This is a genomic window from Solibacillus sp. FSL W8-0372 (assembly GCF_037969735.1).
Lineage (GTDB): Bacteria > Bacillota > Bacilli > Bacillales_A > Planococcaceae > Solibacillus > Solibacillus faecavium.
Genome location: NZ_CP150204.1, coordinates 3,026,587 through 3,044,713, shown reverse-complemented (window position 1 = coordinate 3,044,713; position 18,127 = coordinate 3,026,587). Strand labels below are relative to the sequence as shown.

12 protein-coding genes are annotated in these 18,127 nt (G+C 36.1%); 4 read left to right on the top strand and 8 right to left on the bottom strand.

The window, feature by feature from the left end:
• Window positions 1-35: 35 nt before the first annotated feature.
• Entirely contained in the window at window positions 36-788 is a 753-nt protein-coding gene (locus MKY13_RS15595) for a 3'-5' exonuclease (RefSeq protein WP_339213712.1), read from the bottom strand.
• A 226-nt stretch (window positions 789-1,014) separates the two neighbouring features.
• Entirely contained in the window at window positions 1,015-2,700 is a 1,686-nt protein-coding gene (locus MKY13_RS15590; protein ID WP_339213710.1) for a methyl-accepting chemotaxis protein, read from the bottom strand.
• 289 nt (window positions 2,701-2,989) lie between these two features.
• Here MKY13_RS15590 and MKY13_RS15585 point away from each other — a divergent pair, with 289 nt between their 5' ends.
• Complete coding sequence (locus tag MKY13_RS15585; RefSeq protein ID WP_191699759.1) at window positions 2,990-4,552, top strand: BCCT family transporter; 1,563 nt, start codon at window positions 2,990-2,992, stop codon at window positions 4,550-4,552.
• A 93-nt stretch (window positions 4,553-4,645) separates the two neighbouring features.
• Here MKY13_RS15585 and MKY13_RS15580 read toward each other — a convergent pair whose 3' ends face one another.
• Both MKY13_RS15580 and MKY13_RS15575 read right to left on the bottom strand, forming a co-directional pair.
• Window positions 4,646-5,422: a response regulator gene (locus tag MKY13_RS15580; protein ID WP_339213708.1), complete on the bottom strand. Its 777-nt coding sequence runs from the start codon at window positions 5,420-5,422 to the stop codon at window positions 4,646-4,648.
• A gap of 16 nt (window positions 5,423-5,438) precedes the next feature.
• On the bottom strand, window positions 5,439-7,241 hold the full coding sequence (locus tag MKY13_RS15575) for a histidine kinase (RefSeq protein ID WP_339213706.1): 1,803 nt from the start codon (window positions 7,239-7,241) through the stop codon (window positions 5,439-5,441).
• A 552-nt stretch (window positions 7,242-7,793) separates the two neighbouring features.
• Here MKY13_RS15575 and MKY13_RS15570 point away from each other — a divergent pair.
• Window positions 7,794-9,497, top strand: coding sequence for a sensor domain-containing diguanylate cyclase (locus MKY13_RS15570; protein WP_191699762.1), 1,704 nt, complete (start codon window positions 7,794-7,796; stop codon window positions 9,495-9,497).
• A gap of 204 nt (window positions 9,498-9,701) precedes the next feature.
• Entirely contained in the window at window positions 9,702-10,664 is a 963-nt protein-coding gene (locus MKY13_RS15565; RefSeq protein ID WP_339213704.1) for an alpha-L-glutamate ligase, read from the top strand.
• A 66-nt stretch (window positions 10,665-10,730) separates the two neighbouring features.
• Here MKY13_RS15565 and MKY13_RS15560 read toward each other — a convergent pair whose 3' ends face one another.
• Window positions 10,731-11,258: a DUF2179 domain-containing protein gene (locus tag MKY13_RS15560; RefSeq protein WP_191699764.1), complete on the bottom strand. Its 528-nt coding sequence runs from the start codon at window positions 11,256-11,258 to the stop codon at window positions 10,731-10,733.
• Window positions 11,259-11,589: 331 nt separating this feature from the next.
• On the opposite strand from MKY13_RS15560, the gene MKY13_RS15555 reads away from it, so the two are divergent.
• Window positions 11,590-12,816 (top strand): fused response regulator/phosphatase, encoded by a 1,227-nt coding sequence (locus tag MKY13_RS15555; protein WP_191699765.1) that lies wholly within the window; start codon window positions 11,590-11,592, stop codon window positions 12,814-12,816.
• Window positions 12,817-12,946: 130 nt separating this feature from the next.
• Here the strand turns inward: MKY13_RS15555 and MKY13_RS15550 are convergent, their stop codons facing one another.
• The 3 genes from MKY13_RS15550 to MKY13_RS15540 form a co-directional block, all read right to left on the bottom strand.
• Window positions 12,947-14,296: an IS1182 family transposase gene (locus MKY13_RS15550; protein WP_191701905.1), complete on the bottom strand. Its 1,350-nt coding sequence runs from the start codon at window positions 14,294-14,296 to the stop codon at window positions 12,947-12,949.
• Between the two features lie 299 nt (window positions 14,297-14,595).
• On the bottom strand, window positions 14,596-15,411 hold the full coding sequence (locus MKY13_RS15545; RefSeq protein WP_191699766.1) for a protein-glutamate O-methyltransferase CheR: 816 nt from the start codon (window positions 15,409-15,411) through the stop codon (window positions 14,596-14,598).
• Entirely contained in the window at window positions 15,404-18,112 is a 2,709-nt protein-coding gene (locus tag MKY13_RS15540) for an ATP-binding protein (RefSeq protein WP_339213699.1), read from the bottom strand. Before MKY13_RS15540 ends, MKY13_RS15545 begins: the two co-directional genes overlap by 8 nt.
• Window positions 18,113-18,127: the final 15 nt, after the last annotated feature.

The window sequence follows — 18,127 nt, the reverse complement described above, 5'->3', positions numbered from 1 at the left end:
AATTAACAAAGGGAACAGAGCAAAAGTTCCTGGCGTTAATTCGCTTTTTTCATAATGAGCTGCAAAATTTCATTTGCACAAATGGCATCGGCGTCTGCAGTATGATGCTTTAGAAGCGGGATATTGTAAGTGTCAGCTATTACATTTAAGTTATTTTTAGGACTGTTTAAATATTTACGTGCAAGTAACACTGTGCATGCAGCTTGATTGGTAGGGCGTATGCCATTGCGAAATAGCTCGAGCGCCAAAAAGCTATACCAATCAAAACCGATATGATGGCTAACAATCGGCAAATCGCCTAAAAAATTCTTAAAACTGTGAATAACAGGGGTGATTGTTTGTTCAATTTTCACACGTTCATTTGTTATTCCATGAATATGTGAATTTTTGATTGGCTTTTCCGGATTCACAAAGCGGTGAAAAAGATCAATAGTTTCTCCGTTGCGTACTTTTAATGCGGCAATTTCTACAATTTTATCCCCTCGTGCAGCAGAGCCACCCGTTGTTTCAATATCTACTACAACATACTCGGTCGCTTGCTCCAACATATGCACCATGTCCGCCACCTTTAAGCGTGGACTGTAACTTGCCATAAAGATTCTTAAATACTGGGCAGCAAGCTTCGTATTGTAATAATGACCATACAAAGAGCGAGCAATATAGCCATGCTTTTCTAATTCGTCAATAGCCTCTTTTGGATAGCTGGCAACTAATTCTTCCTGCTTGGCGAAGCTTACAATCGAGCAAGTAATAAAAATTCTTATGTGCACTCGTTCAATTTTCATCATCTTCCCCTCCAAAATGAAACTTTCGTTCTTTTATTGAATCATATTTTAATCTTATAATGCTAGAAATTTGGCTGGGACTGAGAGCAAAATGTTCTCCAATAATTATGGGAAGTAGCAGGTGAAAATGAAAAGAAATCCCCGGCGCATGTCTTAGTGAAAGTGGTTTAAAACAATACACAAAAACGCAAAAGCTTCTAAACTGCTTTTGCGTTTTTGATTGAACATATTAAATTTTAAAATGATTTACTTGTTCTTGAATACTCATTGCACCTTCACTTACTGATTTAGCTACAGCGTTGATTTCCTGCATTGTAGCTGTTTGTTCTTCTACAGCAGCAAGTACTACGCTCGTTTCATCTGCAGCACTGTTTGCAGCATGAGCCATTTCGGAAACTGATGCAGCCACTTCTTCAGTACTTGCTGAAATTTCCTCTGAGGATGCTGAAACTTCCTGTATTTGGGCAGTCATTTCTGTAATAGCGCCAACAATATTATTAAATGAAACTTGAGCATTTTGTAAATAAACCACACCTTGATCTACATTTTCTACTGTCGTACTTACACTTTCCTCTACTTCCTTCGTATCCTTTTGAATCGTAGATGTTAAGCCGGCAATTTTTGTAGCAGAGTTTTTCGACTGCTCTGCTAGTTTGCGTACTTCATCAGCCACAACAGCAAAACCTTTACCATGTTCACCTGCACGCGCAGCTTCAATGGCAGCGTTTAAAGCAAGTAGATTTGTTTGGTCTGTAATATCGGTAATTACTTTTGTAATGTTTTCGATTTCTGCAGACTGTTTGCTTAGCTGTATTATTTTTTCTTTTGTTTTATGAGACGACTGCTGGATAACAAACATTTGCTGTTCTGCAGTTTGTAATGTTTGTCTACCTTCGCCGGCAATTGTTTGCATATCATTAGCCTTTGAATTCAACACTTGTGCAGCTTCAGCGATTCGACTCACTCCATGAGCTGTTTCATCCATTGCAACAGCGCAATCATTTCCGGTAGTTGCAGATTGCCCAGCGCCTAGAGCAACTGTTTCTACACGTTGTGCAATCTCATTCGTAGCAGAAGCCACTTCATCGGTACTACTAGCCAGTTGTTCTGCAGCTGCAGTTGTACTTGATACATTCAGTGATACGTTGCTGATTAGGTTAGATAGGCTAGCCTTCATTGTATTAAAGGCAGTAGCAAGTTCATTAATTTCATCTTTTGTTTTAACTTGAATATCTTCCTCGCGTAAATCCCCACTTGCAATAACATTGGCAGCGTTTGTTAATTTACGTAAAGGACGCGTAATTCCTAGTGTAATAAAAATCGCCAACACAATTGAAATAACATTACCTAAAATGGAAATGGTAATGAGCAAATTTTTACTGACAGCTGCATTTGCAGTTGTTTCCGCATTCGTAGTATCCATTAGCTCTTTTTGAGCATTCACAATGTTAGTGATTGTTTGTTGAATATCATTGTTAGCAGGTACAGCAAATTCAAATAACATATTATTGGCTTTATCTTTTTCTTGATTGTCTATGTAACTAATTACTTTATTTACATAGCTTTCATATAAAGCCTGCTGTTCTTTTAATTTACTTAATTGCTCCTCCATTTGTGCTGTTTTAAATAATCCTTCAATTTCACGAATAGTATTTGTTGCAATTTCTTCTTGAGTATTGAGATTTTCTAAATCTTTTGGATCTTGGCGTAAAACGTAGGAACGGATATAGAGTCCCTGTAAAGATGTAGCATTTTGAATTTTCGATAACTCCATTACTTTTAACACCCTGTCTTCTATTACAAAAGAATAGTCCTCGTCAATTTCTTTCATTTTAAGAATAGAAAAAGTAGAGAGGAAAACTAGTATCAAAATAACGGTACTAAAAGTACCTATTAATTTCCTTTTAATTGTCATATTTTTATTACCCTCCATATTTTTATAGTTATATATGCATATATAACTTCGGTTAAAATGTTAGCAACTTAATACTATTCATTAAAATTTTTTTTATATAGTTTATTTTATGAATTCAGGTAAATTTGTAATTTATAAAAATAATGTTTTAACGTTTAATATTTATAGATTTAAGAAGATTTTTGCTGCTTTATATAGGGGTCACAAATGCTTTATCTGTATAGCAACGGTTTAAGATAGAAGAGAATGGGTATTTTCTATTAAATGTGGTTTTAGATGAGGTGAACATATGAAAGGGAAATATTTTTCAAACGTAGTATTTACTGTTTCAGCAATTTTTATTTTAGTATGTGTCATTTTTGGTATAGTGGCACCAAATTTATTTAGTGATGTAGCTACTTCTTTATTTAGTTTAACAACCGATTATTTTGGTTGGTTCTACTTATTATCTGTATTTATTATTGTAGTATTTCTTATCGTACTGGCAATCTCAAAATATGGGAAAATACGATTAGGTGGGAAAGATGCAAAACCTGAATTTAAGTTTTATTCATGGATTGCGATGCTATTCTCAGCAGGTTTAGGGATTGGCTTGGTGTTCTGGGGTGTGGCAGAGCCAATGAGTCATTTCTTCTCATCACCATTTAGTAATCAGGAGCCGCAGACGACAGACGCTGCTCGTCTTGCAATGGGATATTCCTTTTTCCACTGGGGAGTTAGTCAATGGTCTGTATTTGCAATTATGGGATTAGTTATGGCATTTATGCAATTTAACAAAAAAAAGGATCTATTAATGTCTACAGCATTAGAACCTGTCACAGGAACAAAACGAGGTATTAAAAATACGATTGATATTTTAGCGGTCATTGCAACTGTAATGGGTGTTGCTACTTCAATAGGTTTAGGAGTCCTCCAAACAAATGGTGGTTTAAACGCTGTATTTAATATACCTATATCGATTTGGGTACAAATGTCGATTATTGCCGTAATGTTTATAGGGTATATGGCTTCTTCTACTACAGGTTTACAAAAAGGGATTCGGATTTTAAGTAATGTTAACATGTATCTAGCTATGATCTTATTATTGTTTGTATTTATTGCAGGTCCAACTGTATTCATACTTGAAAGTTTTGTTTTAGGTCTTAGTGATTATATTACACATTTTGTAGAGTATAGCCTGCGTTTACAGCCGTATGTTGGCGGTACTTGGGTTAAGGACTGGACAATTTTCTATTGGGCATGGGCCATTGCCTGGTCGCCTTTTGTTGGTTCGTTTGTAGCCCGCGTATCAAGGGGACGAACAATCCGCGAATTTATCGTAGGGGTACTAATTATTCCTCCACTAATTTCTTGTTTATGGATTGCTGTATTTGGCGGTTCTGCTCTTTATTTCGATTTAAATAAAGGGACGAGTATCGCTGAGGCAGTGAATACAGATTTAACAGTAGCATTGTTCCAATTACTCGATCAACTTCCTTTAACAACGATTGCTTCTATTATAGGGATGGTTTTAATATTTACTTTCCTCATTACCTCTGCAGATTCAGCAACATTTATTATGGCGAGTATGACTTCTAACGGGGCATTAAACCCAACAAATGCGTTGAAAGTAATATGGGGTGTATTAATGGCTGCAATTGCAAGCGTACTGTTATTTACAGGCGGTCTAGAAGCGCTGCAAACCGCATCCTTAATTTCTGCACTTCCATTTACAGTCGTCATACTTTTACTCATCGTGTCCTTCGCTAAAATGGTACGGCACGAAGTAATTCCTATCAGTAAGCGGGAATTAACCCGTTATAAGCGCATAATGAAACAGATTGATGAAAGTGAAAACAAAGATAAAAAATAAATAGGACTGCACAACCTATAAAAACCGCGTATTATTTACCACGAATGAAATTCGATGGTTAATACGCGGTTTTTCTAATATACAGGAACAGGATTATTGTTTTGCATTCTGTAACCAATGATATTGTTTATTCCCAAATAATGTCCCTATATCAAATTGAGGCTGCTCATCAATATCGATTGTATAGTGCGGTAAATTAAGAAAATATTTACCCTTTTCATTTTCAATTCTAATAGGTATTTCATTTTCTATTAAAACCTTCTTTAGCCGGTAAATTGTTGTATATAGGTTTTGCTCTGCCTTCTTTAAATCTACATTTGGCCATAGCTTCTCTGTAAGCTGCCATTTCCCAATACCATTTTTACGACACATGAGCATAAGTGCGAAAAGCTCCTCTACCTTTACAGTAGGCCACTTCAGCCGAACTTCTATACCGTTATGGAATACTTTGAAATGTCCAAGAAGCTCAATTCTTAATTGTTCATCAAACACAGTGCTTGAGTAATATTTTCTTTTTTCCATTACTCTTTCTAGTGCTGTGCGAATGTCCTCTTCATCAGCGGGTTTTAGGAGATAATGAATAGCATTTAATTTAAAAGCTTCTATAGCATATTGATTGTAGGCCGTTACAAAAACGATCTCTATTTCGCTGTAAACATTGAGTAGCTTTGTCGCCAGTTCAATACCATTCATGCCAGGCAATTCAATATCCAGAAAGACAACATCCGGTTTTAAATTTGGGATTTCACAAAGAGCGGTAGTCGGTTTTTGAAATTGGTCAACTACATTGGCCAAGCCGGTTTGCTCTAGTTGTATTTTCAGGAAATCTGATACTAGTTTTTCATCGTCTACTATTACTGCTTTAAGCACTAATGACACTCTCCCTCTAACTATGAAGTGGTACTTCAAACGATACCTTTGTCCATGATCCTAGCTTACTTTCGATAATTAATTGAGTATCATAGTACTTGGCCAATCTTTTATTAATATTAGCAATGCCGATTCCTCGTTCTTTCTGCTTGGACGTATCTAGCAATTCTGGAATTTTATTTGAAGGAATACCGACCCCTGTATCATAAACCGTCACCACTAAGTGTGAATGTATTTTATTAATCGATACTCTAATTATACTAAAATCCTCTTTAGGACAAATGCCATGATTAATAGCATTTTCCACTAATGGCTGAATTGAAAGAGGGAGAATCGATTCTGCTAATGCATCCGGATCTACATTAAATTCAATCTGAAGCTTCTCGCCGAATCGTGCCTGTTCAATCGCTATATACGAATGTAACAGCTTTATTTCTTTCTCAACTGAAACATACATTTCCTGAGAATTAAATTCAAAAGATTGTCTTAAAAAGCTGCTGAAATGTGATAGTAACTGAGCTGCCTTTTTTCCGTCTGAATAGCAAAGGGACATTACACTCGTCAATGTATTGAAGAAAAAGTGCGGTTTAATTTGTGCTACTAAATAAGCTTGCTCTGTCACATCCAGTTCGTGAGTCAAGAGGTCATTTCTTTTGTATGAATGATTAACGCGTATCGTCAAATATATAGCGAGGGCAATTGCATAAAATAGTATATTTAAGAACCCGAGCTGCAATTTAGATGTGAAGCCAAAGCTATAGAGCAATAAATTAATATTATAAATATTAATATTCAACATACTGAACATAATAATTTTCTGTTGATAATCACGTGCAACATCTTTTTTAAAATAAAAATACAACATTTTTATCATCATATATAAATATACAAAGCAATTTAACACTATAAAAATCGGCAAAAAGGAATGATAGAAATTTAACGTTGTCAATAAAATAACGAGTACATAAAATGTGTAGACAAAAATTAATACATTTTTAAACAAAGGGTTAAGCAGTCTTTGATCAATTTGCGTAACAATGAGAATTAAGGAAATTGTCGCAAGAAATATGGAAGTATCTTTAATTTTAAATAGCGCTTCAAATGATAGGCTTGGTATAAGATAAAGAATTGTTCTTTCGCTTAAGCATAAATTTACTAGAGCAAAAAATATACATGACAACGCAAAGGCAAGAATAAAAAACTCTTTCCTCCTGTATCTTTCCACGAACAAATATAAAAATATATAAAGCATGCCGATTGTCAATAAGATTGCAAGGATCCCTAATTCGAATATCACATGTTTAAAGCTTTCACTAACTAAAACATCCTGTTCACCAAAATAGATGGAATTAGAGATGCCTGCACTGTTGTAGGAAAAATCGGTCACTTGAATAATAATCTCTAACTGTTCTTTATCTGGTTGGAAGAAAATTAATTTTGGTATATTTCCTTCTGTATAATTTGTTTGTTGTTTAGCTACAAATCCTTCTTCACTAACCAATTTACCGTTAATAAAAATTTTACTCGCACTGCGGATATTTTGTTTTTTTATGCCAAGCACTTGATCGGTAGGGACATTTTGAATAACAAGCCGATATGTACCGCTCCCTGACTTTTCAGCCTCAGTCGACCAAGTTCCAGGTACCTCTATATATTTAGGTTTTTTTGAAATACCTCTTTCAAATTGCTCTTGATCATATAACTGACTTTCATAAAACTCCCATGTTCCATCAAGCGGGATTAATTTCTCCTCATTAAATGATGTACTAACCAAATCCAATTGACCTTGTAATGCAAAAGCTGGCTGATTATTATACAAACTAAAAAGGGGCATTAGTAATAGTAAAGCAATACCAAATAGTACAAGCAGAGCTTTTGTGATTTTTATGTGAATACCTCCAATAGCATTTAAGTAAAAAGCTCTATCTCTAAATTAAACTTTGTAAGATTTTTGTAAGAAATTTCTGTTTGATACATTTATTACATTATTTCATAATAGGATTATAAAGTTTTATAGGTATTAAGTCTATATTTTAATTTGATTATGGAGATGGTTGTAGGTTAATTACCATGAATATAGCAATAAGTGGAAGGGCTCTCTAGTGAAATTTGTAATGTAAAGAAGCAAATCCCGCAATAATAATTAGGGCTTGCTTTATTAGGCATGCTAAATTTCTATTTTAAAAAAAATATCTATCAATATTTAAAATAATGAATTAAAATTAATATTAGTTATTTTTACCTGTTTGTTATTTGGGGAATAGGGAAAAAGAAATGATAAATTGGGAATTAAAGCATGATACATACGTGGAGATACGTTGTATACTATTATTATCAGATATTTCAGTAAAAAGGGGTTGACTAGAGGGAGATGGAATTTACTTATGAAACCAAACGCAATACGCTATTGCTTTGGATAATTACAGGGCTGCCTATGATGGTGGCTTTATATTTTTTCTTTCCTAGTCAACCAATCGACCTGGAAATTTTTGCGTACTTATTAATATTTGCCATTATTACTACTGCCATTCCATTTCAAGTAGGCGAAACGACAATTGTCCTGTCGCAATGGGTGACGTTAACTGCCTTTCTTCTTTATGGTATCGGTGCAGAAATGATCATTGTCCAATTTAGTCTTATACCGATTATTTATCAAATGAGAAATCGTCCGGATGTGGTTACTCGGGTTTTATTCATTTCCTGGATGTTTGTAGCATCATCGTTTATCGCTGCGGGAGTTGTCCATTTACTGGGGTTTGAAGTGGGGAACACAAATTTAATGCATTTGCTCATATATGGATCAATATTTGCACTTATCCATATGTTTGTAAATCACTTAATCTTATATGTACGTGATCGATTAATAGGGATTAAGGAGAAATTCTTTAGTGAGGATTCAAAATGGGATTACAGCAGTATACTTATTACCTTGCCGTTTTGCATAACATTGGTAATTTTGATCAATGAATTAGGCGTACCGGCAATCTTCCTGTTAGGGGTACCTTTTTTTGTCATTACTTTTGTTGTTAAGATGTACAATATTTCAGAGCGGGTGAATTATTCCCTAAGTAAAGCGAGTGAATTTGGTCATGAGCTTGCAGACAGGCTAAGTGCCCAGCAAATTATGGATTTATTTATTCATCGTGTAAGTCAGCTTTTCCCACATGATGCAATCTATATTGTTGATAATCTTAATGGTAAGTATGTTATCCTTCGTGCAAGAATTGATAAACAAGACAGGGAAATCCATACAGATTCCGATTCAATACAAAATTCATTTATTAATGAGTGCTTCCAATCCGAAGAAAAAAGTGTATACGGAAATACAAAAGAATGGATGGAACAGGCACCGGATTTTTTAACATATGATATGAACAGTGTCATGATTGTTCCAATTCATCGAAACCAGCGTACTGAAGGGGTAGTCATTTTAACAGCCCGCAAGAAAAACGCATTCGAAAAGTATCAAATGGATATTGTTCATTTGTTGTCGACGTATTTTGCCGTATCGCTGGAAAAGGCAAAGTATATAAGTGCGGCAGTGGAACGTAGTGAGACGTGTGCATTGACTGGTCTTTATAATTATCGTTACTTAGATAAGATGTTGGCTGTGGAGCAGGATCGTGTGGAGGCCAATCCGCATTTGCAATTCTCCCTATTGATGATGGATATAGATCATTTTAAAAGAATTAATGATACGTACGGTCATCATGCAGGAAACATCGTCCTAAAGGAATTTGCAAAGATATTGGAAAGCTTTGTTCCTGAGGGGGCAGTTTTGGCACGGTATGGAGGGGAAGAATTTGTTATGCTCATTCCTCATCTAAATAAATCTGAAACAGCCGAGCTAGGGGAACAAATACGTCAGAAAATCGAAATCACACCGTTTTTAATTGAGTCTGATTTAACCGAAACGAATCAGGAAGAGATTATTCATATTACAGTAAGCATTGGCGTATCAAATGCCCCAGAAGATACTGACGAAATGATAGGGCTATTAAGAAATGCTGACCGTGCTCTTTATATAGGAGCTAAGCAGGCAGGACGAAATAAAGTGGCCAAATATGTGAAATAATAAAAGCAGTTCAAATTTTACGATGAGTAAAGTTGAACTGCTTTATTTTTTTGTCTACTTCTAAGAAATTATATTCTAAATTGGTTCTTAATTATTGAGTATTCGAGCGATAATTCATACTTTTTTTATCTGAATAATGTATGATATTAATAGGATCATTAAAATTAATTTAAGATTATATTTTAAATATCGGAGGAATGAAAAATGGCAAAGATTTATGTAATTCATGAAAATGATGACTGGACACGTCATTTAGTTACACGACTAGAAGAGTTGAATTTACCATATGAAACGTGGCATTTAGATGAGGGGATTGTCAATTTATCGGAAGCACCTCCAGAAGGTGTGTTTTATAATCGTATGAGTGCATCCTCACATACACGTGATCACCGCTATGCACCGGAACTGACAGGTGCGGTATTAGATTGGCTTGAATTCCATGGTAGAACGGTTTTAAACGGCAGCAATGCGCTTCGTTTAGAGTTAAGTAAAGTAAAGCAATATACAGCATTAGAAAAGCATGGAGTAAAAACGCCTAAAACCATTGCTGCAGTTGGAAAAAAGCAAATTATAGAAGCAGCAAAAGCACTGAATATTGTGCCCTTTATTACGAAGCATAACCGTGCCGGAAAAGGGTTGGGTGTGCAGTTATTTTACTCAATCGCAGCATTGGAGGAGCATTTAGCGAAGCCCGATTATGAAGAGCCAGTAGATGGTATTGTTCTGATCCAGGAATATATCGAATCTCCGGAGTCATATATTACACGTGTTGAATTTATCGGAGGGCAATACTTCTATTCTGTACAGGTAGATACATCAGAAGGATTCGAGCTTTGCCCAGCCGATGCATGTCAAATCGGGGATCTGTTTTGCCCGGTAGGTGAGGAGCCAAAAGAGCAGCGGGCGAAGTTTGAAATAGTTGAAAATAATGAAACAAAGCTACTTGAAAATTATGAAGCATTTCTGAAAAATAGTGGGATTGACGTAGCGGGCATTGAATTTATCCGTAATGCAAATGGTGAAATATTTACCTATGATGTAAATACGAATACAAACTACAATTCCGATGCGGAAGCAAAAGAGGATAAATTTGCAATGCTGCAGCTTGCAAAATTCCTAGGGCAAGAGCTTGAAAAAGTGACGGCACAAACAACACTATCAAAGTAGACTAGCCAAAATAAAACGACCGATAAAGTAGAGAGTTTTCTACCTTTATCGGTCGTTTTTGAATTGCTATTTATGCTTTTTATGTTGCTTCATGCGCTTTACTAAAAAGCCACCTTTAAATGATTTTGGTTCATAAGAAATAATAAATGCTGTTGGTTCATGATGCTGTACGAGCATAAACAGTTCTTTTTCACGATTTCGTTTCGTTAAAATTTCATATTTATAACGTTGGCTGTCACGCCCTTCACCCACATAGGTTGTTAATGCAAACCCTTCGTCGCGAATTACTTTAATAAGTTCTTCGTTGCGGTTTTGTGTATTAATCGTTACGTAAATATAGCCAATCGCAAGCTTTTGCTCAATGCGCGTTCCGATAATAATCCCAAGACCAAACCCGACCGCATAAACGAGCATTGCAAGGAAGCCCTGATCACCACTGAATACAAGTGAAAGACCGAATACGTAAATAAGCATTTCCACAATACCGATAAGTGATGCGAGCATTGTAATATTTTTCACTAGGAAAATTGTGCGTAGTGTAAATAAAGGCACATAAAGTAGTTGTAGTAATAGTATAAGTAAAATTTCTTTCAATGAAATCGAATCCTTTTCTATAAAGAGTATGCTCATCATAATATGTGCCTTGTTCTAATGCAATAGATAGGCATAAATTAGGATTGATTTATTGGATAAAAAATTAGTAAAAAGGTGAAAAGCATTTGTTGCTAAGTGCAATGACAGAATCGAGGTAAGGTGAATTTATTGAAATGAAGTATTATTTAAGTTAGTGTTGTTAAAAGAGTTGGTAATTAACTTCCTGCCATAAAAAGTATGCTAAATAAGGGTGTAAATTTTTATTTACTAGTATACTTCGGTATAATTACATTGAGTGTATAGGAAGTATAATCAGAGAGAAGGTGTTGGAATGACTATTCTTATTGTAGATGACAATCGAGTGAATCAATTCGTTATTGAGAAGATTCTGAAAAGCGATGGTTATGAAAAATATGTTTCAGTACATTCTGCAAAAGAAATGTTTGACTACTTAGATCCATCCAATGCACCTAAATGCAACGAAATCAACGTCATTTTATTGGATGTTATGATGCCGGAAATGGATGGCATTGAAGCATGTCGTATTTTAAAACAAAATCCACAATGGAAAGATATACAAGTCATTTTTATAACTGCACTTGAGGATAAAGCGAAATTATCTGAAGCTTTAGATGTTGGGGGCATTGATTACATAACAAAGCCAATAAATCGAGTGGAATTGTTAGCTCGTATCCGTGTTGGGAAGCGTTTGAAATCAGAACTCGATTGGCATACAAATCAGGAAAAAGTAATTCAGAGGGAGCTTAATTTAGCAGCGCGTGTCCAACAAAGTTTGTTGAGTCCGCCTGTACAAAAGTCGAACATTGCAATTACGGCTTCCTATTTACCTTCTTCGAATTTAGCAGGAGACTTATATTATTGGGATAAGCTTGATGAAAACCGATATGCGGTAATGCTATTGGATATGATGGGGCATGGTGTATCTGCATCATTAGTTTGCATGTACATTTCTTCAGTTTTAAGGGAAGCGATTAAAAAACTTACAGAACCAGAGCTTGTAATTGCAGAGCTTAATCGCTATATGAACCTACTGCAAAATGAAAAAGAAAATTTACTATACTATTTTACAGGTGTGTATTTTATTGTTGATACGAAAGAAAAAACGTTGGAATATGTAAATGCCGGCCATCCAACCGGTTATGCGCTTATTGATGGGGAAAAGACAGTGCCAATTATACAGACAAGTTATGCTGTAGGTTTTGTAGAGGATATTAAAATCGAGAAGGAAATAATTCATTTTAATTCTTCCATTCAAATCGTACTCTTTACAGACGGCGTATTAGAAGCAATGGGTGATTGTGATATTGAGGCTGATAACGAGCTACGTAAAATTGCAAGTAGTGCATGGTCAACAGAAGTACCGCCAATTGATTACTTATTAGAAAAAGAATTACAGCATGATCAGCCGGATGATATGTGTGTACTGCTTCTACAGGCAAACGGTAATGAGATTTCCAGTAGCACTAAGAAGTTAGTACCAAATCAAATAGATGATGAAACGAATAGTGAAACAAAAAAATCAATTTTCTCTCAGTGAGAAAATTGATTTCAGGTTGTCGACAAAAGGCATCGAGAGCTCGTCTCTCGATGCCTTTTGTCATTTCTTTTATCAAATTAGGCTCCGAAGTTCTGTAAAAGGGCTCCTCTTCGAGGGAAGATGCCCTCATCTAAGCTCCTTGCCAAGTCCATGTGGCAAGTTTCTTCAAGTTCATGGCAGCAAAAGTAAGCATCGCCTGCATGGACAATTTTTTAAGGCCTCTTAGCGTTGTCCATCGCATACCATGCTTCTCTTTCGCATCCGCAAAGACACGCTCAACCGTCTCTTTTCGTTTTGCATAAATGGATTTAATTTCATGATGATGACGAAGATGTTCGGCTTCTTCTAGATAATCTGCCCAAATATGTCGCTGAATCATTTTCGTATGATTTTTACTTTCCGTACATTGTGCTAGAAATGGGCAATCTGCACAAACCGCTGGATTCGATTTGTATTGGCGATAGCCTTCTTTCGTCGTCGTTGTATAGCGCAACATCTGGTCATTCGGGCAAATATAGCAATTATAGTGCTCATCATAGACATACTCATGTTTACGGAAGAAGCCATCTTTCGTTTTCGGTCTTGTATAAGGAAGAACAGGCAACATTTGATTTTCTAATAAAAAGTTCGTAATCGCAGGTGTTTTATAAGCCGCATCCGCAGCAACAGCCACAGGCTTTTTCACACGATGAATGACCTTTTCAACAAGCGGTTGCAGCATATGACTATCATGGATATTGCCCGGTGTCACAATCGTACCTAATACAAAGCCACGTTCATCTGTCGCTGCATGAAATGAATAGGCAAATTGTTTTGTCCGTTCGTCCTTCACATAGTAACCACTTTCAGGGTCCGTTGTGCTCTCTTTGATTTCTTTCCATTCTTCCTTTTCAAACTTCTCCGGTGGAAACGGCTTTTTCCCGTTCTTTTCACGGTCTATGTTTAACTCTTCTTGTAGCTTTTCTTCATAAGCACGTGTCTCTTTTCGAACCATCTTCTTATCAAATTTTCGTTTATTCGCACTTGCCTTAACATGCGTAGAATCAATAAAGATATGGTCAGCTGATAATAAACCCGCATCCACAATTTCTTTCAAGATGCGATAGAAAATCTGTTCAAATACATCTGTATCCTCAAAACGCCGTGTATAATTTTTGCCAAACGTTGAGAAGTGAGGCACTTCTGTATGAAAACCGAAGCCTAAAAACCAGCGATACGCTACATTCGTTTCAATTTCCTTAATCGTTTGACGCATCGAACGAATACCAAAAACGTATTGAATCATTGTCATTTTAAATAAGACAACAGGATCAATACTTGGTCTACCGAAAGGTGAATATAAGTTTTCAACTAATGGATATACAAACGAAAAGTCAATGGCTGCCTCTAATTTACGTACGAGATGATTTTCTGGGACAAGTTGTTCAATCGTCAACATTTCTAATTGATTACGTTCATTCATTTGGTTTTTAGTCATCATATCGGGACACCTCTTTGATTTAGATAAACTATATTAGAAAGAATAGATCAAGTTGATTGGAATGGAAGGGGCGACTTCTGCGGGAATAGCGGGACTGCCGATACACCGCAGGAGCGTAGCGACGAGGAGGATTGGCACCCGCCCGCGAAACGCGTCCCCTGGAATGGAAATCAACGGTTTTCATCATTTAAATTTATTTTAAAACAAAAAAGACTGTAGGCAAACTCGAATTTCTTCGAGTTTGTCTACAGTCTGAAATCAATTTTCTCTCAGTGAGAAAATTGATTTTTTTATCGTTTTTATAATTTTTTTTGGTAAATACGTTCTGCTGAATTGATTGTACGGTATTTATGTGCCAGGGGTGTAAATTGTAATGTTTCTTTATCACCTAACCCTAAAAAGCCATTCGGTGCTAAGCTGTCATAAAATAAGCGGTGCACATCATGCTGTAGATCTGGTGAGAAATATATAAGCACATTGCGGCAAATAATAACATCGAATTCCTGAAATGAGTGATCTGTTACTAAATTATGCTGGGCGAACATAATATTTTCTCGTAAATACGGGTGGAACGAAGCAAAGCTATTATCTGTTTTGTAATATTGAGAAAAGCCTTCCGTTCCACCGGCTAAAATATAATTCTTTGTGTAAGCTTGCATTTTCTGAAGAGGGAAGGCACCCTGCTGCGCTTTTTTCAAAACACTTTCATTCATATCAGTCGCATACATCACTGTACGATCAAGCAGGCCCTCTTCCTGAAGTAAAATAGCCATTGAATATACTTCTTCACCCGTCGCACAGCCAGCATGCCAAACACGTATTTTTTCGAGCTTTTTTAATTGAGGAACGATATTTTCACGAAGTGCTCTAAAGAAAGAAGGGTCTCTGAACATCTCGGTTACATTAATTGAAAAATCATTCAGCAATATATTTAAAAGCTTTTCATCATAAATAATTGACTCTGTTAAACGGGATATAGTGGGAATATTATTTATTCGCATCCGATGCTCAATTCGACGTAATATAGATTGCTGATTATATTGCCGAAAATCGAAACCCGATAATGAGTACAGAGCCTCTAATAGTAAACTAACTTCTAACTTTTTCTTATCCATTTTTTAAACGTTCCCTACTTGTTAACCATACTGTTAATACAGAAAATAGTTGATCTAAATTTAAAGGTTTGCTTATATAATCTGATGCTCCGACTTCAAATGCACGGTCACGATCTTGTTTCATCGCTTTTGCAGTTAATGCAATAATCGGCAGCTCTGTTAACTGCAAATCATAGCGAATACGTTGCATCGTTTCGTAGCCATCCATTTCAGGCATCATAATATCCATTAGCACGGCATCAACGCGAGTAGCCGTTTGTAAAATATTCAAGCACTCCAAGCCGTTAGTAGCTTCCAGCACGTGAACACCTTTTTGTTCTAAAGCTTGGCGTAAAGCATAAATATTTCGATGATCATCATCGACTATTAAAATATGCTTTTGGTCAAATATCGTTTTTGGAGGCGTTACTGGAACTGGAAGGGCAGGAGAAGCATCTGTAAATGCAACTTCCTGTTCGGAAATCAGTGTAGTAACATTTCCTTCCGGCAGACTAGGTAAATAAACTGTAAATGTACTGCCTTCGCCTTCTTTACTTCGTAACGTAATCCATCCGCCTAAAAGCTTAACGACTTCCCGGCAGATCGATAAGCCTAGTCCTGTACCGCCATATTTGCGGACGGTTGCTCCATCGGCTTGCTGGAACGATTCAAAGACAAGCTGCTGCTTATCTTGAGGAATACCTATACCAGTATCCGTCACGTTAATCGTTAGCCATGTCTCACTAATTTGTTTCATTGCTGGTGTAACCTGTGCCATTTCCACCTTCACATCAACAGAACCTTGCTCGGTAAATTTCAATGCATTTGATAATAAATTATTCAAAATTTGGTGGAAGCGTTTCACATCAGTGTGGAAAATTTCTACCATGTTTTGAGCGACATCAACATTTAAATCAAGTTCTTTTTGTTTGGCAATTGGTGAGAACAAATTATGAACATGCTGTGGAATTTCGTGAACATCCATTTCTCTAAACCATAAATCCATTTTGCCTGCTTCCACTTTAGATAAATCTAAAATATCGTTAATAAGGTTTAATAAATCTTCACCTGAATCATGAATAACCTTGGCATATTCTAAATCATCGTCAGATAAACGATTATCATTATTTTCCGACAGCATCTCGGATAATATTAAAATACTATTAAGCGGAGTACGTAGCTCATGTGACATATTCGCTAAAAACTCAGATTTATAATTTGAGCTTTGACGCAACTGTTCAGCACTTTCTTGTAGCTCGATCTGTGCTTTTTCCAGTGCGTGCGTTTTTTGCTCTGCATCACGTGTACGTTCCTCAAGACGCTCATTAATTGTAGTAAGTTCTTCTGTTTGCATTTTCAATTCTTCAGATTGTGTTTGTAACTCTTCTGATTGAACTTGTAATTCTTCGGTCATTGCCTGTGACTCATTTAAAAGACGAATAACTTCCATCCGTCCGATAATACTGTTAATCGTCACGCCTAAATGCACGACTACTTCTTTAATTAAAGCGCGATGATGTTCATTATATTTCTTTAAAGATGCTAGTTCCAATACTGCGATAACGTCATTCCCGAAAAATACAGGAACAATAATTCCGTTTGAAATCGGTATATTTCCTAAAGCTGTTTCAAGGTAATGGAAGCTATTTTCTTTATTTTCATAGCTCAGTACACGTTTTTCCTTCACACTTTGACCGACGAACCCTTGTCCGACCATAAAGCTTTGACGTCCGACATCATCACCTGTCTCGGCAAAAGCCGCAATCTTGTTGAACTGGTTAGTATTGCGTACATCTTGAATATAAAAAGCACCATACACTGACTGTGTTCGGGTAGTTATAGAATTGAGTAATACTTCACCCAGTTCATCAAGCGAGTGTACGCCCTGATAGGCTGTTACAATTTCAGCTAAATTTCTTTGGAACCATTGACGGTTTTCCATTGTAGCTAGGAGCATATTCGTTGCATCAACTAGATCTCGCACTTCATCATTTGTTTTCGCAACAATGCGCTTACGGTTTTTGCCGTCTGTTTTGTTCATATCTTCAATCGCTTCAGTTACTTCATTGATTGATCCCGCAATATTTCGGGAAATCATTGTAAATACGATAATCGTAATTACTGCAATGAGAGAGAGAATCGCAAAAAGACCATATGTTAAATCGGTATTTCGTTCATTCAGTACTGATACCTGTTGCTGAATATTTTCAGTCTCGACAGTACGGAATGCGGTAAAATTCTGTTGCATTTCACTAATCGCTACACTGCTTAATTCTCCATTGAACAACGCGTTTATCTGATCACTGTCATCTCGTGTAATGGCAGTTAATAAGGGTTGTCCGATGTTGTTTATCCAATTATTAATACTATTATAAATAGGAGTAAGCTGGTTTTCGTCAGTAGAGTAATTATTTACGAGATTATTAAGTTCCTCATAACTTGCTTCCCAAGTAGCGACTTCATCCTTATACGTATCTAAATACTTTTCGTTGTTTGTAATTAAGTAACGATGTAACGATGACTCTAGGTTAAGAATTTTTCGCTCTAAATTATTCGACATTACACGCATTGAGGAATCATACTTAATAATAGCGTTTCGCTCTTCCTGTAAACTGGTTATTTGATTGTTTAACACAACTGCAGAAACAACTAAACATAAAATTAAAATAATATAACCACTAGTAATTTTAAAGCCAATCCCAATTTTCCGTTTTTTATTCATTTTAATCCTACCTTT

Bases quoted from the DNA above. Each gene is read 5' to 3' on its own strand.
- MKY13_RS15550 (WP_191701905.1), bottom strand. From the start codon at position 14,296: ATGATGACTAAAAACCAAATGAATGAACGTAATCAATTAGAAATGTTG.
- MKY13_RS15570 (WP_191699762.1), top strand. From the start codon at position 7,794: ATGGAATTTACTTATGAAACCAAACGCAATACGCTATTGCTTTGGATA.
- MKY13_RS15590 (WP_339213710.1), bottom strand. From the start codon at position 2,700: ATGACAATTAAAAGGAAATTAATAGGTACTTTTAGTACCGTTATTTTG.
- MKY13_RS15585 (WP_191699759.1), top strand. From the start codon at position 2,990: ATGAAAGGGAAATATTTTTCAAACGTAGTATTTACTGTTTCAGCAATT.
- MKY13_RS15555 (WP_191699765.1), top strand. From the start codon at position 11,590: ATGACTATTCTTATTGTAGATGACAATCGAGTGAATCAATTCGTTATT.
- MKY13_RS15565 (WP_339213704.1), top strand. From the start codon at position 9,702: ATGGCAAAGATTTATGTAATTCATGAAAATGATGACTGGACACGTCAT.
- MKY13_RS15595 (WP_339213712.1), bottom strand. From the start codon at position 788: ATGATGAAAATTGAACGAGTGCACATAAGAATTTTTATTACTTGCTCG.
- MKY13_RS15545 (WP_191699766.1), bottom strand. From the start codon at position 15,411: ATGGATAAGAAAAAGTTAGAAGTTAGTTTACTATTAGAGGCTCTGTAC.
- MKY13_RS15540 (WP_339213699.1), bottom strand. From the start codon at position 18,112: ATGAATAAAAAACGGAAAATTGGGATTGGCTTTAAAATTACTAGTGGT.